This is a genomic window from Sphingomonas sp. OTU376 (assembly GCF_038440415.1).
In the GTDB taxonomy this organism is placed as follows: domain Bacteria; phylum Pseudomonadota; class Alphaproteobacteria; order Sphingomonadales; family Sphingomonadaceae; genus Sphingomonas; species Sphingomonas kyeonggiensis_A.
In genome coordinates this window covers 53,767-79,197 of record NZ_JASATQ010000020.1, presented here as the reverse complement: position 1 = coordinate 79,197, position 25,431 = coordinate 53,767, and the positions used below count along the sequence as shown (strand labels likewise).

At 66.0% G+C, this 25,431-nt stretch carries 22 protein-coding genes and 1 pseudogene; 10 read left to right on the top strand and 13 right to left on the bottom strand.

The genetic code is table 11. The annotated features are described in order from the left end of the window. The 3 genes from AAHM44_RS10875 to AAHM44_RS10865 all read right to left on the bottom strand — a co-directional run. Nucleotides 1–546: fasciclin domain-containing protein (locus AAHM44_RS10875; RefSeq protein ID WP_446745983.1), on the bottom strand; the 546-nt coding region annotated here is incomplete at its 3' end. Nucleotides 547–629: 83 nt separating this feature from the next. Further along, the gene (locus tag AAHM44_RS10870) at nucleotides 630–1,334 is read right to left on the bottom strand and encodes an anti-sigma factor (protein WP_342249992.1); all 705 of its coding nucleotides are present in this window, start codon (nucleotides 1,332–1,334) and stop codon (nucleotides 630–632) included. After that, nucleotides 1,327–1,896, bottom strand: a complete 570-nt coding sequence (locus tag AAHM44_RS10865) for a sigma-70 family RNA polymerase sigma factor (RefSeq protein ID WP_342249991.1) — start codon at nucleotides 1,894–1,896, stop codon at nucleotides 1,327–1,329. The genes AAHM44_RS10870 and AAHM44_RS10865 overlap by 8 nt, the downstream gene beginning before the upstream one ends. A gap of 278 nt (nucleotides 1,897–2,174) precedes the next feature. Here AAHM44_RS10865 and AAHM44_RS10860 point away from each other — a divergent pair, with 278 nt between their 5' ends. The 4 genes from AAHM44_RS10860 to AAHM44_RS10845 are packed head-to-tail and all read left to right on the top strand — an operon-like array spanning nucleotide 2,175 to nucleotide 7,427. Further along, nucleotides 2,175–4,316 (top strand): hypothetical protein, encoded by a 2,142-nt coding sequence (locus tag AAHM44_RS10860; protein WP_342249990.1) that lies wholly within the window; start codon nucleotides 2,175–2,177, stop codon nucleotides 4,314–4,316. A gap of 4 nt (nucleotides 4,317–4,320) precedes the next feature. Continuing rightward, entirely contained in the window at nucleotides 4,321–5,475 is a 1,155-nt protein-coding gene (locus AAHM44_RS10855) for a mechanosensitive ion channel family protein (protein WP_342249989.1), read from the top strand. A 51-nt stretch (nucleotides 5,476–5,526) separates the two neighbouring features. After that, nucleotides 5,527–6,312: an SDR family oxidoreductase gene (locus AAHM44_RS10850; RefSeq protein ID WP_342249988.1), complete on the top strand. Its 786-nt coding sequence runs from the start codon at nucleotides 5,527–5,529 to the stop codon at nucleotides 6,310–6,312. Further along, on the top strand, nucleotides 6,309–7,427 hold the full coding sequence (locus AAHM44_RS10845; RefSeq protein ID WP_342249987.1) for a glycoside hydrolase family 130 protein: 1,119 nt from the start codon (nucleotides 6,309–6,311) through the stop codon (nucleotides 7,425–7,427). Before AAHM44_RS10850 ends, AAHM44_RS10845 begins: the two co-directional genes overlap by 4 nt. Nucleotides 7,428–8,025: 598 nt before the next feature. Here the strand turns inward: AAHM44_RS10845 and AAHM44_RS10840 are convergent. Both AAHM44_RS10840 and AAHM44_RS10835 read right to left on the bottom strand, forming a co-directional pair. Continuing rightward, complete coding sequence (locus AAHM44_RS10840; RefSeq protein ID WP_342249986.1) at nucleotides 8,026–8,850, bottom strand: hypothetical protein; 825 nt, start codon at nucleotides 8,848–8,850, stop codon at nucleotides 8,026–8,028. A 162-nt stretch (nucleotides 8,851–9,012) separates the two neighbouring features. Next, nucleotides 9,013–9,423 (bottom strand): low affinity iron permease family protein, encoded by a 411-nt coding sequence (locus AAHM44_RS10835; RefSeq protein ID WP_342249985.1) that lies wholly within the window; start codon nucleotides 9,421–9,423, stop codon nucleotides 9,013–9,015. A gap of 211 nt (nucleotides 9,424–9,634) precedes the next feature. On the opposite strand from AAHM44_RS10835, the gene AAHM44_RS10830 reads away from it, so the two are divergent. Continuing rightward, nucleotides 9,635–10,141: a hemerythrin domain-containing protein gene (locus tag AAHM44_RS10830; protein ID WP_342249984.1), complete on the top strand. Its 507-nt coding sequence runs from the start codon at nucleotides 9,635–9,637 to the stop codon at nucleotides 10,139–10,141. Between the two features lie 12 nt (nucleotides 10,142–10,153). After that, the gene (locus AAHM44_RS10825; RefSeq protein WP_342249983.1) at nucleotides 10,154–11,350 is read left to right on the top strand and encodes a DUF2252 family protein; all 1,197 of its coding nucleotides are present in this window, start codon (nucleotides 10,154–10,156) and stop codon (nucleotides 11,348–11,350) included. Between the two features lie 63 nt (nucleotides 11,351–11,413). Here the strand turns inward: AAHM44_RS10825 and AAHM44_RS10820 are convergent, their stop codons facing one another. Further along, nucleotides 11,414–11,695 (bottom strand): hypothetical protein, encoded by a 282-nt coding sequence (locus tag AAHM44_RS10820; protein WP_342249982.1) that lies wholly within the window; start codon nucleotides 11,693–11,695, stop codon nucleotides 11,414–11,416. A gap of 316 nt (nucleotides 11,696–12,011) precedes the next feature. On the opposite strand from AAHM44_RS10820, the gene AAHM44_RS10815 reads away from it, so the two are divergent. Next, nucleotides 12,012–12,572 (top strand): 3'-5' exonuclease, encoded by a 561-nt coding sequence (locus AAHM44_RS10815; protein WP_342249981.1) that lies wholly within the window; start codon nucleotides 12,012–12,014, stop codon nucleotides 12,570–12,572. Between the two features lie 608 nt (nucleotides 12,573–13,180). Here the strand turns inward: AAHM44_RS10815 and AAHM44_RS10810 are convergent. From AAHM44_RS10810 to AAHM44_RS10800, 3 genes are all read right to left on the bottom strand, one after another. Next, nucleotides 13,181–13,384 (bottom strand): hypothetical protein, encoded by a 204-nt coding sequence (locus AAHM44_RS10810; protein ID WP_342249980.1) that lies wholly within the window; start codon nucleotides 13,382–13,384, stop codon nucleotides 13,181–13,183. Nucleotides 13,385–13,421: 37 nt separating this feature from the next. After that, entirely contained in the window at nucleotides 13,422–13,652 is a 231-nt protein-coding gene (locus tag AAHM44_RS10805; protein ID WP_342249979.1) for a hypothetical protein, read from the bottom strand. A gap of 62 nt (nucleotides 13,653–13,714) precedes the next feature. Then, the gene (locus tag AAHM44_RS10800; RefSeq protein WP_342249978.1) at nucleotides 13,715–14,011 is read right to left on the bottom strand and encodes a hypothetical protein; all 297 of its coding nucleotides are present in this window, start codon (nucleotides 14,009–14,011) and stop codon (nucleotides 13,715–13,717) included. A 389-nt stretch (nucleotides 14,012–14,400) separates the two neighbouring features. Here AAHM44_RS10800 and AAHM44_RS10795 point away from each other — a divergent pair, with 389 nt between their 5' ends. Together AAHM44_RS10795 and AAHM44_RS24845 are read left to right on the top strand one after the other, a co-directional pair. After that, a complete protein-coding gene (locus AAHM44_RS10795) occupies nucleotides 14,401–14,577 on the top strand; it encodes a DUF3606 domain-containing protein (RefSeq protein ID WP_342249977.1) in 177 nt (58 codons plus the stop codon). A gap of 523 nt (nucleotides 14,578–15,100) precedes the next feature. Continuing rightward, nucleotides 15,101–15,361, top strand: a pseudogene (locus AAHM44_RS24845) (Arm DNA-binding domain-containing protein); the annotation flags it as partial. A 113-nt stretch (nucleotides 15,362–15,474) separates the two neighbouring features. Here AAHM44_RS24845 and AAHM44_RS10785 read toward each other — a convergent pair. The 4 genes from AAHM44_RS10785 to AAHM44_RS10770 all read right to left on the bottom strand — a co-directional run bounded on the left by AAHM44_RS10785 (nucleotide 15,475) and on the right by AAHM44_RS10770 (nucleotide 20,679). Then, nucleotides 15,475–17,847 (bottom strand): TonB-dependent receptor, encoded by a 2,373-nt coding sequence (locus tag AAHM44_RS10785; protein ID WP_342249975.1) that lies wholly within the window; start codon nucleotides 17,845–17,847, stop codon nucleotides 15,475–15,477. Nucleotides 17,848–17,851: 4 nt separating this feature from the next. Beyond that, nucleotides 17,852–18,841 (bottom strand): FecR family protein, encoded by a 990-nt coding sequence (locus tag AAHM44_RS10780; RefSeq protein ID WP_269574160.1) that lies wholly within the window; start codon nucleotides 18,839–18,841, stop codon nucleotides 17,852–17,854. Nucleotides 18,842–18,880: 39 nt separating this feature from the next. Beyond that, on the bottom strand, nucleotides 18,881–19,357 hold the full coding sequence (locus tag AAHM44_RS10775) for an RNA polymerase sigma factor (RefSeq protein ID WP_269574161.1): 477 nt from the start codon (nucleotides 19,355–19,357) through the stop codon (nucleotides 18,881–18,883). A gap of 164 nt (nucleotides 19,358–19,521) precedes the next feature. Further along, on the bottom strand, nucleotides 19,522–20,679 hold the full coding sequence (locus tag AAHM44_RS10770) for a TIGR03032 family protein (RefSeq protein WP_342249974.1): 1,158 nt from the start codon (nucleotides 20,677–20,679) through the stop codon (nucleotides 19,522–19,524). A 264-nt stretch (nucleotides 20,680–20,943) separates the two neighbouring features. Between AAHM44_RS10770 and AAHM44_RS10765 the strand changes: the two genes are divergently transcribed. After that, a complete protein-coding gene (locus tag AAHM44_RS10765; protein WP_342249973.1) occupies nucleotides 20,944–25,350 on the top strand; it encodes a beta strand repeat-containing protein in 4,407 nt (1,468 codons plus the stop codon). Nucleotides 25,351–25,431 lie beyond the last annotated feature (81 nt).

The window sequence follows — 25,431 nt, the reverse complement described above, 5'->3', positions numbered from 1 at the left end:
AACCGTATCGATCACGTGAATGACGCCGTTCGACTGATAGACATTGGGGATGGTGATGTTGGCGTGCCCGCCCTTGGCGTCCCAGACCTGCCAGCCATTGCCCTTCTTCGCGAAGGTCAGCGTGCCGCCTGCGACGGTCTTGTAGCTGGCCTTGCCGCCATGCGCTTTCGCCTTGGCTGCGATGTCGGCCGCACTGATCCGACCCGCGATGACGTGATAGGTCAGGATGCCGGTGAGCTTCGCCTTGTTCTCGGGCTTGACCAGGGCCTCCACCGTGCCGGCGGGAAGTTTTGCGAACGCGGCGTTGGTCGGGGCGAAGACGGTGAAGGGACCAGGCCCGGAAAGCGTGTCGACCAGGCCGGCCGCTTTGACCGCCGCGACCAGCGTCGTGTGGTCCTTCGAATTCACTGCATTCTGGACGATGTTCTTGCTGGGATACATGGCGGCGCCGCCGACCATCGGATTGTCCTGCGCGGCGATCGCGCCGGTGGTCGCGAGCGCGACGCCTGCGAGTACGAAGGCCAGTCTGGAAAACGGACGCGTCATCGATTGCTCCTCTCGAACGGCACCCCGGTGCGGGTGCTCGTGTCGAGCTACGCAGCCTGATGCGCCGCGGATGCAGCGCGACTTCAGATTTTCGAGATTTTTCCCGTTGCCACCGCCGGGCCGCTCGGCCCCGCGTGCGGCGCGCCCGTGGCCGGCTCCATCGTGATAGCAAGCGTGGCACCATCGACGACAAGTGCGCGAAGGTCCGCCGGGATGGCGACCCGCGTGGTGCCCCGAGCATCGACCAGGCCCAGCGACCGGGGAGCACCGCCCTTGGGTATCACCCATAGCTCGGGGGCGAGCTGGCTCTTCGGCATGGCGATCGCGCGGATGCGCAATTGGCCCTGGCCCGCGTCATAATTGGCGGCGAGCAAGGCGCCGCTTTCACCGTCAAGCTGCGCAACCGCCACCTGATCGGGAGCCCGCACGATTTCGCGCACGACAGTCACCGGCCTCGGCGCGGGCGCAACCAGCAGGACCGCCGCGAGCGAGGCCGCCAGACCCGTGGAACCCAGGGCCGTCCAGCGCCAGAAGCGCAGCTGGCGTACGGTCCGGTTTCCTCCCGGATCGAGCCGCGTCTCGATCGACTGCCAAATGTCGGGAGCGGGAACCTCGGCAAAATCCTCGCCGAGAGGGTCCAACCGTGCGCGCCAGGCCTCGACAGCGGCCGCGAAGCGAGGTTCGATGAGCAGAAGGCGCATCGCCTGTGCCCGCGCCTCGCCTTCGAGGACGCCCAGCGCGAATTCGGCGGCGAGCGCTTCCTGTTCGGGGGGCAACGGCTCAGGCATCGCCAAGGCACTCCCGGAGCCGCAGGAGGCCGCGCCGAACCCAGCTCTTCATGGTGCCGAGCGGGACCTTCATGCGCTCGGCCAGTTCGCCATAAGCCAGCCCGTCGAAAAAGGCCGCGCGGATCGCGGCGCCTTGCCTTGGCTCCAGGCCCTCGAGGCAGGCGAAGATGCGCGCGCGTTGCTGTGCCGCAGCGATCCGGTCTTCCGCGGTGGCGCTGGTGTCGGTGACCTCGAGCGCATGTTCCTCTCCCACCAACGGCGGGCCGCCATGGGCGCGCCGCCAGTCGATCGCGGCATTTCTGGCAATCGCGCACAGCCAGGTGATCGGGCTGGCGCGCTGCTCGTCGAAGCGCCCAGCGCGGTTCCAGACCTTGAAATAGACCTCCTGCAATATGTCCTCGGCAGCTTCGCGATCCTGAGAGATACGGAGGCAGATGCCGAAAAGTTTCGGGGCGGTCCGATCATAGACCTCGCGCAATGCGGCACGCTCGCCAGCGGCGACGCGCGCGAGCGCCGCGACAAGCTCCGCCCGATCCCGCATCTGCTCCTGTTCGCCCGCCATTGGGGCAAGGATATCCCAGGCGGCGCCGCCTGACCATCTCGGCTGGCCGCGTCTCCGCCCACATAAATTAGGTTTGGCCGGCGGCGAGCCTGCAATCGTCCTGATGCAGGTTAACCCGGTCAGAAATTCAGGAACATCGCCTGAAAGCGCCGGTTCACCGGACGCGGGTATGTGCCCGCGCCGGCTTAGGTGATTGGATGGCGACGGTTGCCGCAAAGACCAACCTTGCAGAAGTGAGCGCATGCACGCTTGCGGTACGAGAAGCGTTCTTGCGCGGCGTGGAGAAACTTGCCGCTTTCGAGGTCGGCGCGCTGTCGGTCGACATCTGCACGTCCCGGGATTCCCTGTGGGTCGTGGTACGGCGGGAGAACCGGGGCGGTCTCGCCCTGCGCGCCGCATATCTTGTGGTCGACTTCAAGTGCGCCAGCCTCAAGCCCGAAGCCGGCGAGGCTGTCCGGATCAAGATCGATAGCGTCCTGGGCACGCATCTCCTGGTCCTTCGCGGCGGCATGGATGCGCTGGAGCATATGCGGATGACGGTGCGGTTCACGCCGGCCGTGAAGCTGCTGATGCCATTCGTGCCGCGCGATCTCTATCCGCTCGACGCCGACGACGATCCGCTTGGGGCCACCGGTATCGTCGAGGCGGGCCAGCGCGGATTGAACGCGGGGATCGTCTATTTCCGGATCGAGGAACCGGCCTTTGGCAACGTTCTCTATTTCCAGAACCTGACCGCGCTGAATCCCTATTTTCTCGCGACGAGGACCAAGCCAGACGGGGTCGTCGGCGGCAACTGGCCCGAACTCGGCTATCTGCCGCCCATGCCGCCGCAGAACGGCGTCTTCCCGGCCAATCCGCTTGTGCCGGGCGAGGAAGTCACCCTGTCCGACGCGATCCTGGTCTTCCGCCACGAGGCGCCGCCGCACGAGCGGGACTCGGCGCGCCAGTTCCTCCAGATGCTCGGCACCGCGTACAGGTCGATCGAGCTGCCGCGTACCGAATATCGCGACTGGATCAAGCGCGCGGAACGTACGCTCCGCGATCTCGACCGGGCGCCAGCGGCGACGATCCGCCATTACGGCCATCGCTATGTTCATCCTTATACCGGGGCAGAATATCCCGACGTCATGGTGCAGATGTCGATCGTCGCGGCGATCCATGATTGGGGGAAATGGCACGGTGAACCCCATCCTCTGGAGGGAGAGTTCAAGGCGGGACTCGGCAAATTCTACGACACCAGGCTCAAGGCATTGCGGCGCTACCTGCCCAATGTCGGCGCGGACAAGGACCCGGATGCGGTCGACAGCTGGTATCTCTACCATCCGATGCTCAATCTCGGGCGGCTGGCACTGGATGGGGACGCGGCGGCGCGCCGGCTGTTCCTCAAATCGATCGGCTACGGGATCAAGGCCGCACGTCATTTCGGCTATGAATGGCCCGTCCAGTACAAGGTCACGGACTTTTCGGTGATCGTCGAGGTCGCGGGTGCGGACGGGCGCGGCCAGACCGATGTCGGAGGCGTCTATGCCTGGGTGATGCTCCAGGCATTCGAGCTGACCGACGACAAGCAATATCTCGACGAGGCCCGCGCCGCGATAGACGCGGCGATGGGGCTGCGTTTCGATGTCAACTACCAGGCGAACCTCACCGCCTGGGGCGCTGCGGCCTGCATGCGTCTGTGGCGGATCACGAACGAGCCGGTCTATCTCGAGCAAAGCTACGTCTATCTCGGCAGCTTCTTCCACAATTGCGAAATCTGGGAGAGCGAGCTCCAACATGCCCGGCACTACAAGAACTTCCTGGGCGTCACCTGCCTGCAGGACGCGCCCTATATGGCGATCTATGAATGCTTCGATTCGTACACGGCATTCGAACTCTACCTGAGCGACAGCGGCCCGGATCTGGAGCCGGCTGCCCGGATGCTGATCGCCGAATATTGCAAATACGCGCTCGATCGGGCCTGGTTCTATTATCCCGACGCCCTGCCGCCCGGGGCGATCTCGCCGAAGCAGCGCGAGGCTAACGGACATGTCGACCGCACGCTGAGCTTCCCGCTCGAGGATCTCTATCCGGACGGCCAGCTGGCCGGCCAGGTCGGCCAGGAAGTCTACGGCGCGGGTGCGGCGTTCGTATTCGCCACGCGCGCCTTCCATCAGGTCGCGGGCGCGCCGTTCCGGCTCTACTGCGATCACTTCGTTCGGGCGCGGGAGCGCACCGGCGACCGCGCGCTGACGCTGACGCTCGACGGCGGCGAGACCTGCAGCGCGGGTCTGAGCTTCGTCCGGCTGCCGCGACGAAAGCTGTCGAACCTGCGCGTGACGACCGCTGGAGGCGATGTGCTGCGCGCCCACGCCCATTCCGCCGATCGCGTCGACTACCGCGTGCCCGCCAATGGTCGCGTCATCCTGACCTGGGAGTGAAGCGATGGGAGACGTTGCCGCCACCCCGCCGCGCGCCACGTTCGCGCGCGGCAACCTGTCCGATCGGCTAGACGTGCTGACAGCCGACGGGTCCGCATGGATCGGCTCGCACTGGCTGGAGATCGTCGTCGCGCTCATAGCGGGCGCGTTGATCTTCGTCCTGCTCCAGTTCCTCAAGGGCTGGGGTCTGCGGCTCTGCAAAAAGGGCGAGGGCGTCGCCACCTGGCACAGCATCCTGGGCCGGGCACTGGCCAGGACCGGTCAATTCTTCATCATCATGACATCGGCGCGGCTGGTGAGCGGCTATGCCGGTCCGCCTCCGACGGTGCAGACGACGGTCGCCTTCCTGTTCACGATCTCGGCGGTGTTCCAGGCCGCGATCTGGACGCGCGAGATCATCTTCGGCGCGATCGAGCATCGTACCCAGGAACAGGGGTATCGCGGCCAAGGCCTGGCCAGCGCGCTCGGAATCATCCGGTTGCTCGTCACCATCACCTTGTTCGCTGTCGCGGTCATCGTCGTGCTCAGCAACCTGGGCGTCAACGTCACCGGCCTGATCGCCGGGCTCGGCGTCGGCGGCATCGCGATCGGCCTCGCCGCGCAGGGCATCTTTGCCGACCTGTTCGCCGCGCTGGCGATCATCTTCGACAAACCCTTCCGGCTCGGAGATTCGATCTCCTACGACAAGGGCGCCGGCTCCGGCGAAGTGATGGCGATCGGACTCAAATCGACCCGCATTCGCGGTCCGAGCGGCGAGGAGCGCATCATCGCCAACCGCCGACTGCTCGATTTCGAGATCCTCAATACCACGCGGCGCGCGCGCAACCGCTTCAAGTTCGATTTCCATATCGGCTACGCAACGCAGCCGGAATTGATCAGGCGCCTGCCATCCCTGTTCCGCGAGGTCGTCGAAAGAGAGGGCTACACGCTGGTCCATGGCGGTGTGAACGGATTTTCGGAGAACGGCCTCAGCTACGATCTCGAGTTCGAATCGACCGAAACCGATTTTCCGCCCGAGGCGCGCGACAAGGTCGCCGCCGCGCTGCTCGCCTGCCTTCGCGATAATCAGGTCAGCTTTGCCTATCCGACGATGGTGAATCTGCTCGCGGAAAAGACCAAGCCGACCCCGCCCGCGACGGTCCGCGATGAAGCGGCGTGAGCGCGGGAACCGGGCCCTGCCAGCCCTGTTCGACTCAAGAGGAGTGAAGCGATGACAAATCCGGCCGAACCGCGCGTCACCGACCTGTCCGATGCGCATACCGACATGCCCGGGCTGGATGGCCGAAAGGCGATCATCACCGGCGGGACCACCGGCATCGGTCGCGCCATTGCCGTGCTGCTCGCCTCCGAGGGCGTCGACGTTTTCGTATGCGGGCGCGATCCCCAGCATCTCGAAGATGGCCTGCAGCGCATCCGCGAAGTCGGCAAGGGCGACGGGATCAATATCGACCTCGCCGAGATCGACGGCGTGGAGCGCTTCGTCGCGGCGGCCAGGGACTATTTCGGTGGCGGCTTCGACATCGCGATCGTCAATGCGGCGATCCCGGCCAAGGGGCTCACGACGATGAGCGCCGACGAGCTTCGCTATGCCATCGCCGTCGACTTCACGGCCTATCTGACAACGGCCTATGCGGCGGTCGAGGTGATGCAGGATCACGGCGACATCGTCTTCATCGGCTCGGTATCCGCGCACCTGCTCGGGGCCGAAGGCAGTGTGTATGCGGGCATGAAGGCCGGCATCGCCGGTTTTGCCGAGGCGGTGCGCAAGGAGCTCGGGCCGAAGGGCATCAAGGTCTGCAACATCGAGCCGGCGAAGACCGGCGCGGATTTCCAGTACCCGAGCTTCACGGCCGAGGAACAGGCGGAGGAGAACCGCAAGGAGACGATGCTGCGCGCCGAGGACATCGCGGTCGGCGTGCATTACGTCCTCACCCAGCCGCGCCGTTCGGTAGTGCAGCAGATATCGATCGCGCCGCGCGCTCGGGGTGCGGAATGAGCGCCTATGCGGTCGACCGGCTGATCTTCGGTCCCGACGACGTAGACCTGTCCCGATCGCCACTGGCGGGGCATTTCGATGCCGAGACCTATGTGCTCGGCGCGTTCAATCCGGCACTGACTCGGCTGCCTAACGGCAACCTCGCGATTTTCGTGCGCGTGGCCGAAGCACTGCGCAGGCCGATCTTCGACGGCCAGATTCATGCGATCCGCTGGGAGGCGGGAAAGTATGTGCTCGATGCCTGGCCGCTCGAGCTCACCGATACCTCCGACCCCCGCAAGTTCCTGATCCGCGGCGGGCGCTGGAAGGTGATGGCGCTGACCTCGCTATCCTGGATCCTGCCGGTCGAGCTGACACCGGACGGGCTCGAGATCGTCGCCGTCCATTATGGCAAGGCTATCGCACCGCAAGGCAGCTACCAATGCTACGGCATCGAGGATGCGCGGGTGTCCAGGGTGGGGGATCGCTGGCTCATGACCACCTGCTCGGTCAGCCCCGAGCGCCATTCGACCACGCTGTACAGCTCGACCAACGGACTCGACTTCGCCTTCGAGGACATCATCCTCGATCACCAGAACAAGGACATGCTGATCTTCGAAGGGCTGATCGGCGGCAAATACTGGGCCCAGACCCGGCCGCTCGGAGATCTGTATTTCACCTATCCGCCCGGCAGCGAATGGCGCGGCGGACCTTCGATCAACCTCGCCACCTCGCCCGATGCCCTCCACTGGAAACCGCATATCGAACCCGGGATCCGCCCGCACGCCACCACGATGCACACTGCCCGCATGGGCGGCGGCACGCCGCCGGTCCTGACCGATCGAGGCTGGCTGACCTTGTGGCACGGCGTCGAGCCCAAGGAGATCGTCGGCATCTATCGCACCTACTGGTCGATCCTCGACCGCGACGATCCCGCGCGGGTCGTGCGAACCGAGCACGTGCCGTTGCTCGAAGCCGCGCCGGAACTCACGCGCCCTCTCGAGGACAAGATGTACGTCCGCGATGTCGTGTTCACCACGGGGATTGCCGATGCCGAAGACCATTATGTGATCGCATCGGGCGAGGCCGACCTGGCGTCGCGCATCACCCATGTGCCGAAAGCGGCGTTCGCCTGACAGGGCCGCGTCTTCACCCGGTTGGCGTCACCGGACTTTCCAGCCGGTATGGTGTGCCCGGGGCCGCAAATCCCAAATTGTGGCGTGGCTCGGGCATCATCCCCGCGACCGAGCGCCTCAAGCTCGGGCGGAGCAATGCGGCTGACCGACGGTCAGCCGCTCGGGGCCGGTCCCGTGAGGTCGGCGACCGCGATATCCTCCGCGGCGCCCTGAATACGGCCGGGCTCGGTGCTCTCGCTTCCGTCGGCCGAGCCGGCCGTCGCCTAGGTGCTCTCCGCACGCGCGAACTCGGCAGCCCCGATACTCGACTCGCCGTCGCTCACCTGCGAGCGGGGCCGCGCTCGACCGGCATGACGAGCGTGACGACGGAGCCGGGCGCCGTCGCCCGAACCTTGTTCCAGCTCGTCACAGCTGTCGGTTGCCCGAACCGGGGCCCGAGACGTGGGGAGAGGAAGCGCAGGTCGCGCTCGCCTCCGGCTAGTACGATATGATCGCCTCGTGACACTGCCTCCTTCACGAAGCGCGCGAAGGCCCGCCCCGGGGCCCGGTTCGAGGCAAATCGCGGCACGTCGCCTTCCTCGGTCGCCACCAATTCGATCTAGTCTCGCCCGGCCAGCGCGGCGTCCCACTGGGCGGGACTGACTACCCGCTCGGCTGGCCCAGATGATCCCGCATCGGCGGCCAGGGCGAGGAAGCGATCTCGACGAAGAGAGACATCGGGATCGAGCGCGATCGCCGCATCGGGGAGATGGTCGAAAAGCGATACCGCGTCCATGCCGAGTTCGGGCTCGGCCGCGCGTCCGATTTCCAGCCGGTCGAGGGGTTCGGTGCTCATCTGCGTCGCGGGATCATAGGCGCGGATCGACGCGATGCGTCCATCCTCGACTTCGATGCGCGCCGGCAAGCCGGCATCGGCCGGGAAGATATCGACGACCTGGCCACGTACCGCCATTTCACCGGGCTCGTCGACACGGTCGTCTGCGACATAGCCGAGCGTGGCCAGCTCCACTTCGAACGCCGGCAGGTCGAGCGCTTCGCCCGGCGCGAGGACGGGCGGCACGACATCGAAGGCAGCGGGCGGTGGAAACAGCCGCGCGGCCCCTTCTGCAGTGGTTACGAGCGCGACACGCTTGCCGGACGTCGTCGCCAGGCGAGCCCGGTGCAGCGCCGTGACGCGTCGACCGATATTGGCGGGAGACGCTGGCGCAGCGCCTCCCGGCAGGGCGTCGCTCGAAGGGCTGTGAAGAACGGTAGCGTCTGGTGCCGCCGCCGCCAGGGCACGCCAGACGGCCTCGGCGCGCTGCTCGTTCGATGCGACGAAGACGATGTCGGTCATCTCCAACGCCTCGGCCTGGCGAACCGCGGAAGGGCCTATGGGGAGAAGCTTGGTCGTGCCTGCCAGCACGCTGGACGGGTTCGTCATCGGGGTCGGAAGGAAACGAGAGCGATCATGTCGCCAGAACCGGCGAGTAACAGCAAAGGTCCGCTTTCCGCGAGCCGCTCGGAAGAGCTGCCGAGCCACAAGAATCCCGCACGGTCGGCAGTAGATGGGAAGGTGGGGAGCGGGCGGCAATCGCATGCTTCCTCAATAGCGCTGGAGCAGAGTCTCGACGGTTTTGTTGGTGGTCTTTTCGCGGTCGCCCTCGCTTTGGATGTCCTTCTCCAGCGCGTCGCGGATTTCGCAGATCTGGGCATCCGTCAGGTGCTCGATCCCGACGAACTCGACGCGCGCCTTGTCGAGCGCACGCAGGATCTCGTCGAGCTTCGCCTGCATTGCCGCGCCGTCTCGGTTCTGGCTGTTTTGGATGAGGAAGACCGCCAGGAAGGTCAGCACGGTCGTCGCCGTGTTAACGATCAGCTGCCAAGTGTCCGAATAGTTGAGGAACGGGCCGCTGACTGCCCAGACGATGACGAGCAGCGTCGATACCACGAACGCAGCCGGGCGACCCATGATCGATGCGGATTTCGAGGCGACCCGCGTGAAGAACCGGTCCATGGCATATCCCTGCGCCACCGAGTGCCGGGGATCGGCGCACGAGAGCGATGGCTGGGAACGACAATCGCGAACGCGCCGCGGAGTTCCCCGACCCATTCAGCCTCAAGTATGTGGAATATAGAGAAATTGATGCAGTTCTTGCGATTGATTCGCAGCCGGAACCAAAGCTTTTTCAGACGCTTCAAGCCTCGACCAAGGCTGGAGACGAGACATGGTTGAGTTCACGGATGCGATCGCGTTGCTCAAGGCCGACCATCGCAAGGTCGAGGACCTGTTCGAGCAATATGACGGCGCCAGCGGTTCGGTGGCCAAGAAGAAGCTTGCGCACCAGATCTGCGTGGAATTGAAGATCCACACCATGATCGAGGAAGAAATCTTCTATCCGGCATTCAAGGGCAAGATCGAGGACGACATGCTCGACGAAGCCTATGTCGAGCATGACGGCGCGAAGGTACTGATCAACGACATCGAGGCCGGAAGCCCGGAGGATGATTTCTACGACGCCAAGGTCAAGGTGCTCTCCGAGGAGATCAAGCACCATGTCCATGAGGAGGAAATGCCTTCGGAAGGCATGTTCGCCCAGTGCCGCAAGACCGACGTCGATCTCGTCGCGCTGCGTGACGCGATGCTGGAGCGCAAGCAGGAGCTAATGGCGCAGGAGGAGTCCTCGGGGCTTCCGCTGGCGCAGCCGCACGCCGTTAACCTCATCGTCGCCTGACCGCGAGGCGCGATGCTGGCACCGACCGAGCCCGCCGAGCGAGGCCTTTCGCTCGATACTTGCCGTGTACGCAAGATGGCGCGCTCCGCCCATGCCTTCGTCCGCGGCAGTACCGACCTGTTCTACAACTGGCTGACCGTCGCGGATCTTGCGAAGGATATCCCCCAGGGACCTCCGGTGTGGATCTGCGGCGACTGCCATCTCGGCAATCTCGGCCCGCTCGCCGATGCCGAGGGCCGGATCGACATCCAGATCCGTGACCTGGACCAGACGGTCATCGGCAATCCCGCCTATGACTTGATCCGGCTTGCACTGTCGCTTGCCTCGGCTGCGCGCGGCTCGGACTTGCCCGGCATCGCGACGGCGCGGATCGTCGAGGCGATGATCGACGGCTATACTCGTGCACTCGACCTGCGCCGCGCACCCGACGAGACGCTACAGCCGCAACTCGTCCGCGCGGTGCACAAGCGTGCGCTGGGGCGGAAATGGCGACACCTGGTGCGAGAGCGCCTCGACGAGGCGACCAAGCTGCCGATCGGCAAGCGCTTCTGGAAGCTCAGCGACGAAGAGCGCGAGGGGATCGAAGGCATCTTTGCCAAGCCAGAAGTCCTCTCGCTGCTACTTCGGCTCAGTGCACGCAACTCCGCGCATCGCCTGCATCTGCGCGACGCGGCCTATTGGGTGAAGGGATGCAGCTCGCTCGGCGCCGGCCGCTATGCCGCGTTGGTCGAAGTCGAGGGCAATTCCGGTCGCCGGACGAGCGCACTGATCGACCTCAAGCAAGCCCTTGCCCCGATTGCCTTGAAGGCGCCCCGGACGCGTCTGCCGCGCGACAATGCCGAGCGTATCGCAGCTGGCGCTCGCGCCCTGTCGCCCAATCTCGGCGAGCGCATGTTGCCCGTGCGACTCCTGGGGAAGTCTTATGTGCTGCGGGAGCTACGGCCGCAGGACCTCAAGATCGAGGCCGACCAGTTCACGCGGCCCGAGGCGATCCGTGCCGCTTATTATCTCTCCTATGTGGTTGGGCGCGCGCATGCCGGCCAGCTCGACGATGATGCCCGAACTGCCTGGGCCGAGGAGCTTCGCACGACCTCCTTCGGCAACCTGGACGCGCCGCCGTGGTTGTGGCGCAGCGTCGTGAAGCTGATGGGCAGGCACGAGGCCGCATATCTGGAGCATTGTCGCCGCTACGCGGTTGGCGGCGGCTGACTGCGCACCGCGCGCCAACCATCAAGCGTCCGCGGACGTGGTCTGGCACCGCGCGTCGGAAAGTCAGCGCAGCCGGCGGCGATTCTTGCGGACCTTGGCGCCGTAAGCCCGAACGATATTGCGCGAGATCGCCTGCGGGCTGTTGCCCAGTCCGCCGGTCATGAGCGCCAGCTGGATCTCGGCTGCCGCGGTCAGCTTCTCCGCCACCATCAACTGGCTTTCGCGTGCCGCCGCTGATCCACCCGCGGCGATCTTGGCCGATCGCATCGCGATGACGCTGGTGGCGTCCATGCCGAGCCGCCAGCTTTCCAGCCCCAAAGACCACCAGCCCAAGATTTCCGACATGCGCATCTCCGCCATTCGATACCGCCAGAACCAGTCAGAAGAGGATACGGGCCCGGCTACGCAAAATTATGCATGTTGGGCTGGATACTTCAGGGCCGTCCGTAGACCGGCCGCTTGCTGCGAGTGGACAGGCGCAAAAATCCAGCGGAACCAAGTGCTAAGCGGGCGGTTCATGCTTCCGAGACCGCAACCCCACCCCCCGCTCAGCGGTCTCGCCGAAATCGACCCGCCGGCATTTCCCCCCAGCCGGCGGGTCTTTCGTTTTTGAGGCCCGGCGCCCTTGAAGCCAAATCCCGCCTGTACCGTTTTCTTGCCGATGCTGGTCTTTCTCGATTTCGAAGCCTCCTCCCTCGCCAAGCGCAGCTACCCGATAGAGGTCGCCTGGGTGTTCGAGGACGGACGTTCGGAAAGCTATTTGATCCGTCCGGCGCCCGACTGGACCGATTGGGACCCAGCTGCGGAGGCGATCCACCGCATTCCGCGCGAGACGCTCGTCGCCGATGGCACGCCGCACGAGGAGGTCGCCCATCGCATGATCGAGCAACTCACCGGCCATGACCTGCTCGCGAGCGCCCCCTCCTGGGACGGCAAGTGGATGAGCGCGCTGCTGCGCGCTTCAGGCTTGCCGCGCCGCAGCTTGCGGTTGCGCGACACAGACGAAGCCCAGCGCGAGACCGCCATCGCAATCCTCGCACCGTTGTTGCCGCCAGGAGAACTTGAAGGCCTAGTCTGCGAATTGCTTGCGCACAGCGAAGCCATGGGCCGTGATACCCCGGCACACCGGGCGCTTGCCGACGCACAGGTCGAGCATGGCCGGTGGCTCGGCGTCCGACGCGCGGCGGAGAAGTTGGCGCAGCAGCTGCGGGCAAATGGCTGAGAGGCGTAGATTCGATGCCGAGGCATATCCGGTCACGCCCGATGGCCGGTACTTCGTCGTGCGTGGGCGGTTATGGCGAACCACCAATCCCGATCTCGAGCCCCAAGTCCGGGACCAATTGGTCCGCGAGCTGATGACCGCTAGGCGTGCGGTCGGCGAGGCGCGTCGCGGTCAGGATAGAGATGCCGAGGCCAAGGCTCGCGCCGCTGTCGATAGGTCAAAGCACGCCTTGGGAGAGCGCGGTCCCGTTTGGTGGTACGATGGCGCCCCGGACTATAGCCGCCATTTGGCGCGCAATACGCCCTATGCGGAGTGGTTCGCTGCGCTCGGCAAGCAGGCCTAGGGTTTCTTCCGCAACTGCAGCCGAGGTCGATGCGGACTATATCCGATATGGACAGACTGGAGGCACAAATGGTCGATAGCAGCGCGCGGACACGGCACGCAGCGCTGCCATGAAAGCCAAGGGCATGCCCAGCTTTCGCGCACATATGGGAAGGCACAGGAATATGAGCGGCGCGCGCGGGGCTTCGCCCAGCGCAACGCCGACGCCGTCTTGCTAGATTAGGATCGGGGTGTGCGGGCCCAAGGGGCCACACTTCTGAGGACGGTTAGATCCGTCCGCGCAGGACGTTCGCCGCCATGATCACGGCGATGCCGGCGAATGCCGCGCTCGTCCAGGGGCGCTCCTTGGCGAAGCCCTTCACCTTCTCCGTCAACGGGGCATCGCCGGAGAAGTGCTTCACGAACGCGTCGGTCAGTGCGGTCTTGCCATTCGAAGCTGGGTTCGTGGTAGCGGTAGTTGTTTCGGCCATCTGTATCTCCTGGTGCTGAATTGAAGCGGTTGCAGTTTCACGCCTCCGCCTTGTCGTCCTTGGGGCCCGGCTCGCTCGGCTGGGCTTCCGCTTCCGGCCAGCGGCCATCCTCGGTCTTTGCGGTGCCGGTCACGTTGCGGGAGTCGCGGGGCTCGTATTCGCCGCCCGGGCCTTCCTGCTCGTCGCCGCTCCAGCGCCCATCGGGCGTGTGCGCCGTGCCCGTGACGTTGCGCGAGTCATTGGGTTCGAGTTCGTTGCCGCCAGCCATCTGATCTGTCCTTCCATGCCGCGAGACGCGGCTATCGATTTCAGCTCTTCGTGTCGTGGCGCTCAGCCGCTCGGCCCGGGTCCGGTCTCGCCGGCAACCTCGATATCCTCGGCCGAGCCGGGAATATGGAACGGCTCGATACTGTCGCTCGTGTCCGGCCTGTCGTCGCGCGGTGGTGCCTCCGTATCGTCCTTGGGCTCGGCGACGCCGGGCTTGGCATCCGGCGCGCCGCCACTGTCCGGATTGACGGCAGCCAGGGCATAGTCTGCGCTCTCGTCGGCGATATTGGCGGCCTGACTCCGCTCCGCAGTCTCGCGGAAATCGCTTGGCTTAGGCTCGCTCGGATCGTGATCGGTCATGGCTAGTCTCCTGCCATCCAAACTAACCGCCTCCGGGTCGCGTTCCCTCGAGGACTCAGGATCGCGCCCGCAAATTTCCTTCGACCTTACAGCGGCTTGCGATTGAATTTCGGGCGAGTGGTTCCCACATCGCGATCATCGTCAACAACGGAAAGGAGGTGGTCGAATGTCTCATTGTCACGCGCCGCATGCGGCGGAATTCTCGAGCATGGCTGCCACCATGGGAGCCCGGCTCGGCTAAGCCGTCGCGCTACGGCACGACAATGGAAGGGCCGTCCGCGAGGGCGGCCCTTCGCTTTTCGGGGCAGCATCCTTCGCTGCCCAAGGTGCCGTCGGCTTTGGGAAACTCTCGTGAATCGAACGCGTTAAGCGCTCGAAGGAGAGAGGTAATGGCCGACAACAAGACTGACACGGGCTCCCCGGACCGCGACCGCATCAGCCTGTCCGAGGACTACGAAATCCGCGATTGGACCGATAGCCTCGGCGTCCCGGAAGAGCGCCTGCGCGAGGCGGTCTCGGCGGTCGGCAACAGCGCCGACGCGGTACGCGCCTATCTGAATAAATGAACGGAAACCGTCGATCCCTGGCCTGGACGGCCGAAGGGGGAGAGCAACTCGGGGCTCTCTTCATGTCGGAGCGTCGCTGCCAGAGACGGTGGCGGCGCTTTCGCGCTCGGGTCGAGGCGATCGAGGCCAGTCGCGCGGATGGGCTTGTATCGAAGCGACTGGAAACGCCAGCGAGCGGCGTGACGCCATCGGCCGCTTTACGTCGCACCTTTTCCCGTTCGGAACGTGACGTCTCCGCCAGCCGAAATGGTAAGTTTCACTAAGGGGTGCGCCAACGCATCCGCTCGAATTCATGTGGACAAGTTGGCATAGCAGTAGTATAGAGCGAAGGGTCGGAAAGATAATTGGAATTCAGTTGAAGGGAACTCGATCCATACCTGCGTCATCCTTGTTGGATATATTTGTGGGTATGAAATATGTTGCACTTCTTTTTAGAAAAGAAGTTTCAATTTGATATCGAGGTTTGTTTAGTTCTCTTCTGTACCATTTTCCCCATCCAGTGACGTCCGTGATCGTCGCGTAAGTGGCTGGGAAGACGCTTCTTCAAGTATCTTTCCGACGGGATTTGGACGGGTTTGCCGACAGACCACCAATTTTGGTGGTCATCAGAAACGCCCAGCCCAAAGCGAAGCAGTGCAAGATCGGCGACGGGCGCTCTCTCTTCCTCCTGGTGATGCAGAACGGCGCCAAATACTGGCGCTTCCGCTATCGTTTTCTCGGCAAGCAGAAGGTCCTCGCCCTCGGTGTATGGCCTGAGGTCAGCCTGGCCGATGCCCGCGCCAAGCGCGACTCCGCGCGCAGGATGATCGTCGACGGTATCGACCCGATGGTCGAGAAGAAGCGCTGGAAGCTTCGTGCCAATGCCCGCCACGTCGTTTCCTCACCTGATGCATGCTATCAGAAGGAACGCCGCAGGAGGCTCAATCTGACTGTTCGGGGACGCAGGGGGGTGCCCTGCATAGTAGTCCCCAGGGTGAATGGCGTGCCCAGGGCAAAGATATTGCCGCGCGTGTCAAACAGGTTGAACGCCTCCAGCGAGAGGGTGGTCCTGCCGATGTCGAGGCTGAGATTGCCGGAGAAATAAGCATAGTCGCCCTGCTCGATCGCGAGCTCTGGCCCGAAGCCCAGGATCGAACGCCCGAGCGAATGGGCTCGGAGATTTGCGCGAAAGTTGCTCCCGGAAGCGATCCGCACTTCGTAGCCGAGGGACAGCACGGCGCCGTGTCGCGCGACATTTGGAAGCGGAGAGCGCACCGTCTGCTCCAGATAGGGTACCCAGCCGACTAATTTGCTGTCGGCGACGAAGCCGCCCGCCGCCACGGTCACGCCGCGTGCTGGCGAAAGACGGAACTGGAAGGTGGCGGTGCGAACGATCCCGTCACCGACATTAGCCGTGTGCGGGAGCCCGAGCCCATCGACGGTATCGGCCTGGACATTGCGCCAGTCAGTGCGCGCCAGCGCTCCCTCGATCTGCAGACCGGTGCTTTCCCACGCCTGCATCCGAAACCCGATCTCGGCGGTGCGCGCGGTGTCCGGTGTAAACCGCTCGATCGCGCCGCTCACCGTCAGCCCGCCGGGCCGATAGCCGCCTGCATAGCGCAGATAAAGCGTAGCCCGTGGCACCGGCGTCCAGGCAAGGGCGAGGCTGGGGGTCGAGAGCCGCTGGCGACGCAGTGGCGGGGCGGGCGTGGTGCCCGGGGCGGGCTTGGCGAGAACCCCGGTCGCGGCGCCGCGCATCTCGATGAAGGAAACCCTGCCGCCGGCGCTCACTGTCAGCCGGTCGTCCGGATGCCAGCGCGCCTCGCCGAAGACCGTGGCTTCGCGTACCCGGCTGTCCAATGTCCCAAGGCTGACGGGCTGCAACGGTGCCCCGGTGCTACGCGCCTGGATTGCGATCGAGCGCAGCGCGGCAAAGCCGATCAATGCGTCCCAGCGCTTGCCGAAGCTGCGGGTCAGTCGCGTCTCGCTGGAAAGAAGCGAGATGTGATCGCGCTGGCGATAGGCGATCGGCTCCTCGTCGGGCTGGGTGGCATCGAACACCTGCGACAGCCGCTGATCGACCAGCCCCCAGCTCGATTGCAGGCGCCCGCCAGCCAGCGGGCCGGCGACCGATACGGCCAGGGCACGGTAGAAATGATGCGAGGGCTGGGCAAAGGCGGAGGCGCGGACGAGGCGACCGAGCGTGCGCTCCTCATATTGCGCATCGGCGTTGCGTACGTTCTGGCCGATCGCGGTCAGGTCCAGCGACCAGCGCGCGCCGACCGCCGTGTGCGCCGTGATCCGCCCGCCGGTGACCTGGGTGCCGTTGATGTCCTTCTTCCCTCGTCCGACATCGTCGATATAGCCGCCCATCTTCTCGTGATAGCCGAGCACCCGCACGGCGGCGCGTTCGCCGAGCGGCAGGTTGGCGACCAGCCCGGCGTCCATGCTTCCGGCGCCATGCGCGGTAGCGCTGGCGCCGGCCCATGCCTCACCCGAGACTTGCCGCGGGTCGGGCGCGTTCGGCACGATCCGCAACACCCCGCCGAGCGACCCCGCGCCATAGAGCGAGCCCTGCGGCCCCTCGAGCACCTCGACCCGCTCGATATCGTATAGGCGCAGGTCGGGGTCGGGCGAGGCATAGGCGAGCCTCTGGTCCCCCAGATACTGGCCTACCAGCGACGGGCTGGCGCCCGAGAAGCTGCTGTCGGAGATGCCGCGCAGGAACAGCTTGTTGCGGCCCGGCCCCAGGCGGGTCGAGAGCAGTGTCGGATGCAGTTCAGCGATGGCCAGCGTACCATGTTCGCCGGTGACATGGGCGATGTCGCTCCCGTCGATCACCGCCACGCTCGCCGGATAATGGGCGAGGGAAACATCCATCTTGCTGCCGGTCACCACGATGTTGGGCGCAACTTGGGGTGGCGGTGGCTTGAACGGGCGCGGCCGTGAGCGAGGAGGCGCCGCCGCGACGCGCCAGCTTCCGGGAGCCACCCGTCTCGCGACCAGCCCGGTCCCGGCCAGGGCCGTCTCGATCGCCTTGTCGATCCCGCCATCGAAGCGCAGCCGTCGCGCCCGCCGGCGGAGCAGCGCGGGATCGTCGGTGCCGAAGCTCGCGCCGGCCTGCAGGGCGATCGCGCGCAGGGCAGTGGAGACCGGGCCGGCGGGCAGGTCGAGATGGACGGTTCGGGCTTCCTGCGCCCCGGCAGGCGCAGCCCCGACGGTCAGCGACAGCGCCGGCAGAAGCAGCGCGCACGCATATCGGCAGGGAGGGCCAAGCAGGAGTGCGGTCACGAGGCTAGTTCGGATTCCCGTCCGCTGCCGGTGCGAAGGTCCAGCCATCGCCATCGCGGCGGGCGGAAACGCCGAGTACGGCCTCGAGCCGCGAGATCACGGCCTCGGGCGAACCGTCCAGGTTGATCGACCCCGCGAAGTGCCGGCCTGCCAGGTCCGGTGCCAGCCGGATGCGAATGCCCGTCCGCCGGCTCACATCGGCGATGACGCGGGCGAAGGTGACGTCGTCATAGCTCAACGCGCCGCCCTGCCGTTCGGAGCCTTGCCCGGCCACCAGGCCGGTCGGGTTGCCCGGTGCCGCGCCGTTCGGGATGACGCTTCGCTGCCCGGCCCGGAGCTCGACTTGCTTGCCGGCCGCGCGGATCGCCACCGATCCCTCGGTGACGGCGACGGTGGTGGCATCCGTCCCCCGATCGATGTCGAACCGCGTGCCAAGATCGGTGACTTCGACAGCGCCGGCGGTAACCGTGAAGGGATGGGCGGCGTCATGGCGAACCTGGAAGCTCGCCTGACCGCGGGTCAGGCGCACCGCGCGCGGATTGGCGGGCAGGAAGCGGACCTCGCTGTCGCTGCGCAAGGTCACGCTGCTCGCGTCGCCGAGCGCGAGCATCCGAACCTCGCCCGTTTTGGTGCCGACGATCTGCTCAGGCGTAGGGCTCGGTTGCTGCAGGAACCAGGAGGTGCCGAAGGCCAGCGCTGCCACGCCGGCGGCGAGCGCGGCCATTGCCCAGCCGCGGTGCGCGGGGCGGCGCGCTTCCTCGACGGGGTCGGCAAGGTCGCCCTTGATCAGCGTGAAGCGGTCGCGTGCCGGCACCGCGGCGATGGCGAAGGCGGCGTCGTGCGCGCTGCTGGCGGCGCGATCGAACAGCACGGCGTGGTGCGGATCCGCGGCCAGCCATTGCTCCAGCGCTTCCCATTCGACGAAACCGGGCGCGTCGGCTCGGATTGCCCAGGCGACCGCCTGTTCCTCGGCGTCGGACAGTTGCTTGCTCATCCTCGGCATCTCCTCGCGCCGATGACGCCATGGGCCGCTCTAAACCGCATCGCTGTCGTCCCTCAAGCGGGCGAGCGCCGCATAGCTCCGGCGCAGATCCTTCTCCACCGTGCTGATGCTGATCCCCATCTCCTCGGCGATCCGCCGCTGCTCGATCCCGTCGACCCGGTAGCGGGTGAAGATGCGCATCGCCCGGGTGCCGACTTCGGCGAGCGTCCGCTCGACCTGATGCAGATGCTCGCGCGCGAGCAGGGCACGCTCGGCCATCGGTGCCTCCACCGCTTCGGTGATGCCCTGGGTGAAGCTCCAGTCCTGCTCGCGGTCCCGCCCGCGCGAAGCGCCTCTGCGGGTATCGAGGACTAGCCGGTGCGCCATCTGGTAGAGATAGGCGAGGGGAACATCGACTTCGGTACGGACCTGCTGGACCTTGATCCAGAGCTCCTGGGTGAGATCCTCGGCGCTGTCGGTGCCGCAGCGTATCGCCAGGAAGCGGGCGAGCGCATCCCGGTGCTGCATGAATGTCGCGACCAGTGTGTTCTGACTTTCCCCCTGCACCCTTCGCCCGCCATTGACCCGCAGCGGCACCCTGCTTTCGCAATGCTGCGGTGCAGCAGAGCCTTTCCGCCGGGCAACGTCAAGCACATTGCCGAAATGTGCCCGGCCCGGCCCAGCCCCGCCGCTCACGCGGCTTGCGAGAGCGGGGCGCTGTCCAGCAGCGTGGCGTCGAAGCTGATCGTGCCGCGCATTTCGGGGGTGTCGGGGCCCACCGCCATCGGGCAGGCGACGCCCGGCATCGCCGTCACGTCGAACAGCTCGGTGATATGGCCCTCCAGACGAATCCACTCGACCAGATTGCCGGTGGCCAGGTCGACGATCAGCAGCCCGCACCATGCTTCCGCGTCGCGCGCCTTGAGTTCGCCGTCGAGCGAGAGGTGCTTGAACGTCCCGTCGCGAGGTTTGGAAACGGTCACGATCGCATGGCCGTCATGGATCGTCATCCCGCGCAGGAAGCCCGGGCAGAAGGCGATGTCGCGTTTTTCGCCGGTCCGCGGATCGACTTCGATGATCTGGCCGCGGCCGCTGTCCAGCGCATAGAGCCGGCCGTCCACCACTCGGGGGGAATGCGGCATCGAAAGCTGGTCGGTGACGATCCGGCCGGTCTGGACTTCGACGATCACGCCGCCTTCGTGCCGACGCTCTCGCCAGCCGGTCAGCACGTCCGATCGGCTGACCGCGGTCGCATAGGCGGGGCGGCCATCCGCCATCGCCATGCCATTCAGGTGGCAGCGGTCCTCCGGCGCCAGCTTCGAGATGAAGGGCGGTTTCCAGATCGGCTTGAAACTGTGGGTCAGGTCCGGGGTACACAGGCAGCTATATTTGGTGTTCACGAAGATAACGCGCCCATCGCTGTCCACGCCGAGCTCGTGGATGTCGATGTCGCCCGTCGTCTGGGCATTGCGCGGCACCAGCACCATGTCGAAGGTCTCGTTGCCGCGCTCGCCGGGGCGCAGCATGTTCTCCAGCCGCCATACCTGGCAGAGCGATCCGAGATAGAGTCGGCCGTTCGACCAGGACAGGCCCATCGCGCGGCTGAAATTCTGCTGGTTGAACGAGACGGTGCCGTTCGGCTGTCGCCCGACCAGGAACAGCTGCCCGGTCTGATAGGACGAGAAGGCCAGGCTGGTGCGGTGCGTCGCCAGCCAGGCGCCGAGCCCGCGCGATACGCTGATCTGCGATGTTCCCGGCGCAGGCGCGGGGGGTGCCGCGTCCGGCGCGCTCGCGGCTCCCGTGCTCGCCGGTGCCATATTCCCTGCCGCTTCTTGCGCCGCCTTGGTCATTTGTCGCGTCCCCAAGCCTGCGGGCACGTCGCACCCGCGCGATTGTCACTATTTTGAAAGACGCCGTCACGGCGCTGTAACCTTGCGCCAAATCGCCCTTGCGCGACATTTTTTTGCATTCCGTAATTTTTGGCTTTTCGAAGGTTGCCGGGCGCAAGGCTCGTTCGGCGACACGGCGTCACAGGATCGTAACCTGACGCCCCGGCGTCCATGCTGGAGATCCCGATGCCCCTTATGGTTCGTGCCGCCGCTCCGCAGGCTCGCATGCCGAAATCCTCTCCGTCGAAGCGCATTCTCTGGGGAGCCAGCGCCGGCGCCCTCGCCGCGCTGCTCGCCAGCAGCCCGGCGCTTGCCCAGGCGGACCAGCAATGCGGCCCGGTGGTCGCTGGTACCGTTCAGTGTGCGCCCGCCGACGACGCGCATCCGACCGGCGTCCGCTACGATCTCACTGCGCTGCCGCCCCAGGATCTCACTGTCGTCGTGCCGCCGGAGACCGTGATCTCGACCGTGGATGACGAGACCGCCGGCATCAGCGTATCCACCGGCGGCGGTGCGATCACGGTGTCCGCCGCGGGCTCGACCGTGCAGACCGCGGGCTGGCGCAGCACCGGCGTGCGTGCGGTCACGGCCGCGGGCGACGTGACCGTGGAAGCCGGCACGGTCACCACCAGCGGCTATCGCGCCGAGGGTATCATTGCCGATGCCGGTAATGGTGGCAGCATCAGCATCACCGCCGACCAGGTCAGCACCTCGGGCGAGGCGGCGTTCGGCGTCCGGGCGAACACGCCCGATGGCGACATCGCGATCCACACCGGAGTGGTCTCCACTTACGGTCTCGGCGCCGATGCGATCTATGCGGCGACCAGTCACGGCAACACCACGATCGAGACCGGCGCGGCCTATGCCTGGGGCGGCTCGGCACGTGGCATCGTCGCCTATGCGTCGGGCACTACCACCGTGCATGCGGAATCGGTCGGCACTTCGGGCGGCGGCTACGGCACGGAGGCCGATGCGACGGCGGTGACCGCGATCGGCACCGCGGTCGATATCGCTATCTCGGGCGGTGTGCGCACCAATGGCGACTATGCCACCGGCATCTTCGCGCGCAGCAACCTGGTTTACAGCGACGACGAGGTCACGCCGACGATCAGCGTCAGCGCAGGCTCGGTCTCGACGTCGGGCGCCTTTTCGGACGGCATCGTCGCGCTCAACTATTCCGAAAGCGGCGCGGTCCACGTCGATGTCGGGTCCGTCGATACCCGCGGCCCGGCCTCGTTCGGCATCTATGCCGGCGGCAATGGCGATGTCTCGGTGCAGACCGGCAACGTGACGACGCTGGGCACGGGGTCGCAGGGCGTGCACGCGGTGAGCTTCGGCGGCGACATCACGGTCACCACCGGCAACGTCGCGACCAGCGGCGAGAATTCGCACGGCGTGTACGCGATCAACTACAGCGAGGGCTCGGTCACGGTGAAGACCGGCGACGTGAAGACGCGCCGCGACTATTCAATCGGCATCGGGGCACTGTCGATCGGCGACGTCTCGGTCGATGCCCATTCGGTGCAGGTGAGCGGCTATGGCAGCCAGGGCATCGTCGCATACAGCGTGGCCGGCTCGGTGGACGTCCAGGCGGGAACCGTATCCACCCTCGGCGGTAAGGGTACCGGCATCGGCGCCTACAGCTTCGCCGAGGGCGAGACCGCCCATATCACGGTGGGATCGGTGGAGACGCGCGGCGACTATGCGGTCGGTGCCCTGGCGCTTTCGGGCGGCGGGATGGCGAGCATCGACGTAACTGGCACGATCACCACGGCGGGCGAACACAGCGAGGGGATTGCGGCATCGGGCATCGCGCTCAACGGCGGGGACGCGGTGGTCATCAATGCCACCACGGTGATCACCACCGGCGGCGGTGCGCGCGGCATCTCGGCGAGCGGCTCGCTCGGTGACGTCCGGGTCAATGTCGACAAGGTCATCACCTCGGGCGATCTCGGCGGCGGCCGGCACTCAACCTGGGCGGAGGGGATCCTCGCCAGCACCTATAGCGGCACGATCTTCATCGATGCAGGCAGCGTCGAGACGTCCGGGCGCGGTGGCGCGGGCATCGACGCCCAGGCCAATTTCGGCAACATCGCGATAAAGGCCGACGCGGTCAGCACCGCCGGGATTCACGCGCCGGCCATCGTCACCGCCGCCATGGACGGCTGGACCACGATCGAAGCCGGTACGGTGAAGACCACCGGCGACGATTCCGAGGGGATCATCGCCCGCTCGATCCCGATGGACATCTATTCCGACGTCGATCGCAGCATCTCGATCAAGGCGGAATCGATCGCCACGACGGGCAACCGCTCGGATGCCGTCTATGCGGTGGGCGCGGGCGCGATCACTATCGATGCCGGCACCATCACCACCACAGGCACCGATGCCCGCGGCGTCTATGCTGCCAGCGTCTATGACGATGTCCGCGTCATCATCGACAGCCTCAAGACCACCGGCGTCGGTGCCACCGGCATCTTCGCCCTTTCGCCCTATGCGAATGTCAGTGTCGAGGCGGGCAGCGTAGAGACGCGCGGCGACGCTACCGATGCGATCCGCGCGGGCGGTCTGAATTCATCGGTCACCGTCCAGACCGTCATCGTCGCGGGAGCAGACTCACGGGCAGTCGATATCCTCGCCGCCGGCGGAGACGCGGTGCTGAAGGCCGGCACGATCACCGGCTCGGGTGACGGCAATATCGGTGCCGTGGTCACCAGCTATGACGGTGACACCTCGATCCAGGTCGACCGCATCACGCTCACCGGCGCCGGCAGCATTGGCATCGCCGCGAGCGCGATCGGCGGGAACCTGACAGTCTCCAGTGGCGCGGTCAGCACGACCGGCACCGCGATCGACGCGATGGCTAGCGGCGATGTCGGGATCACCGTCCGTGGCGCGACCAGGTCGCAGGGGGACGCGATCACTGCCACCGGCAACAACATATCCCTGACGATCGCCGCCGGCGGTAGCGTTTCGGGCGTCAACGGCGTCGTCGTCAGCGCGCAGACCTATGTGCCGCCCGCCGAGCCGGGCGACGGCGAGGAGCAGGGCCTGCGGGCGGCCGCAGATCCGATGCACCGCTTCACGCTGACCAATGCCGGGCTGCTCGAAGGCGGCAACGGCTATGCGCTGCGCGTCGACGCGGGCACCGCGACGATCGCCAACAGTGGCACGATCAAGGGTCGCCTGCTGCTCGGCGACGGCGATGATCTGCTGACCAATACCGGCCTGTTCCTCGCTACCGCGGACAGTGATTTCGGTACCGGCAATGACCGCTTCGTCAATCAGGGCACCGTCCGCATCGGCGCAGCGGGTGCGCCTGCCGCAAGCGTGACCTTGCTCGGGCTCGAGCGGTTCGAGAATGCCGGCGGCACGATCGATCTGTCGAACGGCCATGCCGGGGACACGTTCACCCTCCCGAAGGACTATGTCGGCTCGAACGGTGCCCGCGTTGCACTCGATGTCGGCAACGGCACGGCCGATCGGCTCGTCATCGGAGGCGCTGCGACCGGCTCCACCGCCGTGCTCCTCGCAGATGTTGGCAATGCCAACGCCGTCCTGACCGGTCAGGCACCCATCGCGCTGATCCAGGCCGGCGCGGGTTCCTCGGCCAATGCCTTCACCCTGGCAGTCAGCGACATTGGCCTGGTCCATTACGATCTCGGCTTCGACGCCGCGAGCGGGAAGTTCCTGTTGCGCAATGCAGCGGGCACGCCGGTCTACCGCCTGGCCAGGCTGAACGAGGCGCTGGCCAATGCATGGAACCGTGGCACCGACACCGTCGCGACGCATCTCGCCGGCGTCCGGGATGGGGGCACGGCCCAGCCCGGCGCGCTCTGGGGCATTTTCGGCGGCGGCTCCGAGCGTATCCGCCAGACCCGCTCTATCAACGGCAGCGATACAGCAGTCGGATACCGGCAGGACGAGGTGGAAGCCCGGATCGGCTACGACTTTGGCGGCGGCAATGCCGGGCGGCCGGGCTTCGGCATTGCCGGCGGCTATATCAACTCGAAGGTCAATTTCTCGGGCAGCGCGGCCCATGCCACTGCCGACAGCTTCGACCTTGGCGGCTATGGGCGTCTGTCGAGCGGCCGGTTCTTCGCCAATGGATCGGTGAGCGTGGCCTTCCATTCGCTCAAAGTCGTCGATCGGTCGCTGGGCTATAGCGACGACGTCTCCGGACGTAGCGTCGGCGCCCAGGCGGAGGTGGGTGCCCGCTTCGGTAAGGGGGTCTTCTTTGTCGAGCCCTCGGCCCGGCTGTCCTGGTCGCACACCAGCCTCGACGACATCACCGCACTAGGCCAGACGGTGTCGCTCGACAGTCTGAACAGCGTGCGCGGCACCTTTGGCGTGCGGCTGGGTGGCGCGGCCCATCTCGGCTCGACGTCGGCGACCTTCTATGGCGGTGTGCACTATGTGCACGAGTTTGCTGGTAAGAGTGCCGCGACGCTGTTCAGTAGCGCTGCCAGCGACGCGATCACCGGACCAGCACTGCCTGATCAGCTTCGGACGTCGATCGGAGCCAGCATTCGCGGCGCTGGGCCGCTCAGCGGATTTATCCAGGCGGAAGGAGCTTTTGGGTCTGGCCGTCGCGGAGGCGGCGGGCGCGTCGGTATCCGGTACGGATTCTGATTGCCATTGGATCGATTGCCGCCGCTGCGGCGACTGCGGCGGCAATCTGTGCCAAGGAATTGCGGTTCTGCAACGATGCCG

What these genes read in the sequence shown, in the direction of transcription:
- AAHM44_RS10830 (WP_342249984.1), top strand. Translation starts at nt 9,635, where the DNA reads ATGGTTGAGTTCACGGATGCGATCGCGTTGCTCAAGGCCGACCATCGC.
- AAHM44_RS10805 (WP_342249979.1), bottom strand. Translation starts at nt 13,652, where the DNA reads ATGGCTGGCGGCAACGAACTCGAACCCAATGACTCGCGCAACGTCACG.
- AAHM44_RS10835 (WP_342249985.1), bottom strand. Translation starts at nt 9,423, where the DNA reads ATGGACCGGTTCTTCACGCGGGTCGCCTCGAAATCCGCATCGATCATG.
- AAHM44_RS10870 (WP_342249992.1), bottom strand. Translation starts at nt 1,334, where the DNA reads ATGCCTGAGCCGTTGCCCCCCGAACAGGAAGCGCTCGCCGCCGAATTC.
- AAHM44_RS10825 (WP_342249983.1), top strand. Translation starts at nt 10,154, where the DNA reads ATGCTGGCACCGACCGAGCCCGCCGAGCGAGGCCTTTCGCTCGATACT.
- AAHM44_RS10765 (WP_342249973.1), top strand. Translation starts at nt 20,944, where the DNA reads ATGCCGAAATCCTCTCCGTCGAAGCGCATTCTCTGGGGAGCCAGCGCC.
- AAHM44_RS10795 (WP_342249977.1), top strand. Translation starts at nt 14,401, where the DNA reads ATGGCCGACAACAAGACTGACACGGGCTCCCCGGACCGCGACCGCATC.
- AAHM44_RS10810 (WP_342249980.1), bottom strand. Translation starts at nt 13,384, where the DNA reads ATGGCCGAAACAACTACCGCTACCACGAACCCAGCTTCGAATGGCAAG.
- AAHM44_RS10845 (WP_342249987.1), top strand. Translation starts at nt 6,309, where the DNA reads ATGAGCGCCTATGCGGTCGACCGGCTGATCTTCGGTCCCGACGACGTA.
- AAHM44_RS10800 (WP_342249978.1), bottom strand. Translation starts at nt 14,011, where the DNA reads ATGACCGATCACGATCCGAGCGAGCCTAAGCCAAGCGATTTCCGCGAG.
- AAHM44_RS10815 (WP_342249981.1), top strand. Translation starts at nt 12,012, where the DNA reads ATGCTGGTCTTTCTCGATTTCGAAGCCTCCTCCCTCGCCAAGCGCAGC.
- AAHM44_RS10850 (WP_342249988.1), top strand. Translation starts at nt 5,527, where the DNA reads ATGACAAATCCGGCCGAACCGCGCGTCACCGACCTGTCCGATGCGCAT.
- AAHM44_RS10775 (WP_269574161.1), bottom strand. Translation starts at nt 19,357, where the DNA reads ATGCAGCACCGGGATGCGCTCGCCCGCTTCCTGGCGATACGCTGCGGC.
- AAHM44_RS10865 (WP_342249991.1), bottom strand. Translation starts at nt 1,896, where the DNA reads ATGGCGGGCGAACAGGAGCAGATGCGGGATCGGGCGGAGCTTGTCGCG.
- AAHM44_RS10855 (WP_342249989.1), top strand. Translation starts at nt 4,321, where the DNA reads ATGGGAGACGTTGCCGCCACCCCGCCGCGCGCCACGTTCGCGCGCGGC.
- AAHM44_RS10770 (WP_342249974.1), bottom strand. Translation starts at nt 20,679, where the DNA reads ATGACCAAGGCGGCGCAAGAAGCGGCAGGGAATATGGCACCGGCGAGC.
- AAHM44_RS10780 (WP_269574160.1), bottom strand. Translation starts at nt 18,841, where the DNA reads ATGAGCAAGCAACTGTCCGACGCCGAGGAACAGGCGGTCGCCTGGGCA.
- AAHM44_RS10840 (WP_342249986.1), bottom strand. Translation starts at nt 8,850, where the DNA reads ATGACGAACCCGTCCAGCGTGCTGGCAGGCACGACCAAGCTTCTCCCC.
- AAHM44_RS10820 (WP_342249982.1), bottom strand. Translation starts at nt 11,695, where the DNA reads ATGTCGGAAATCTTGGGCTGGTGGTCTTTGGGGCTGGAAAGCTGGCGG.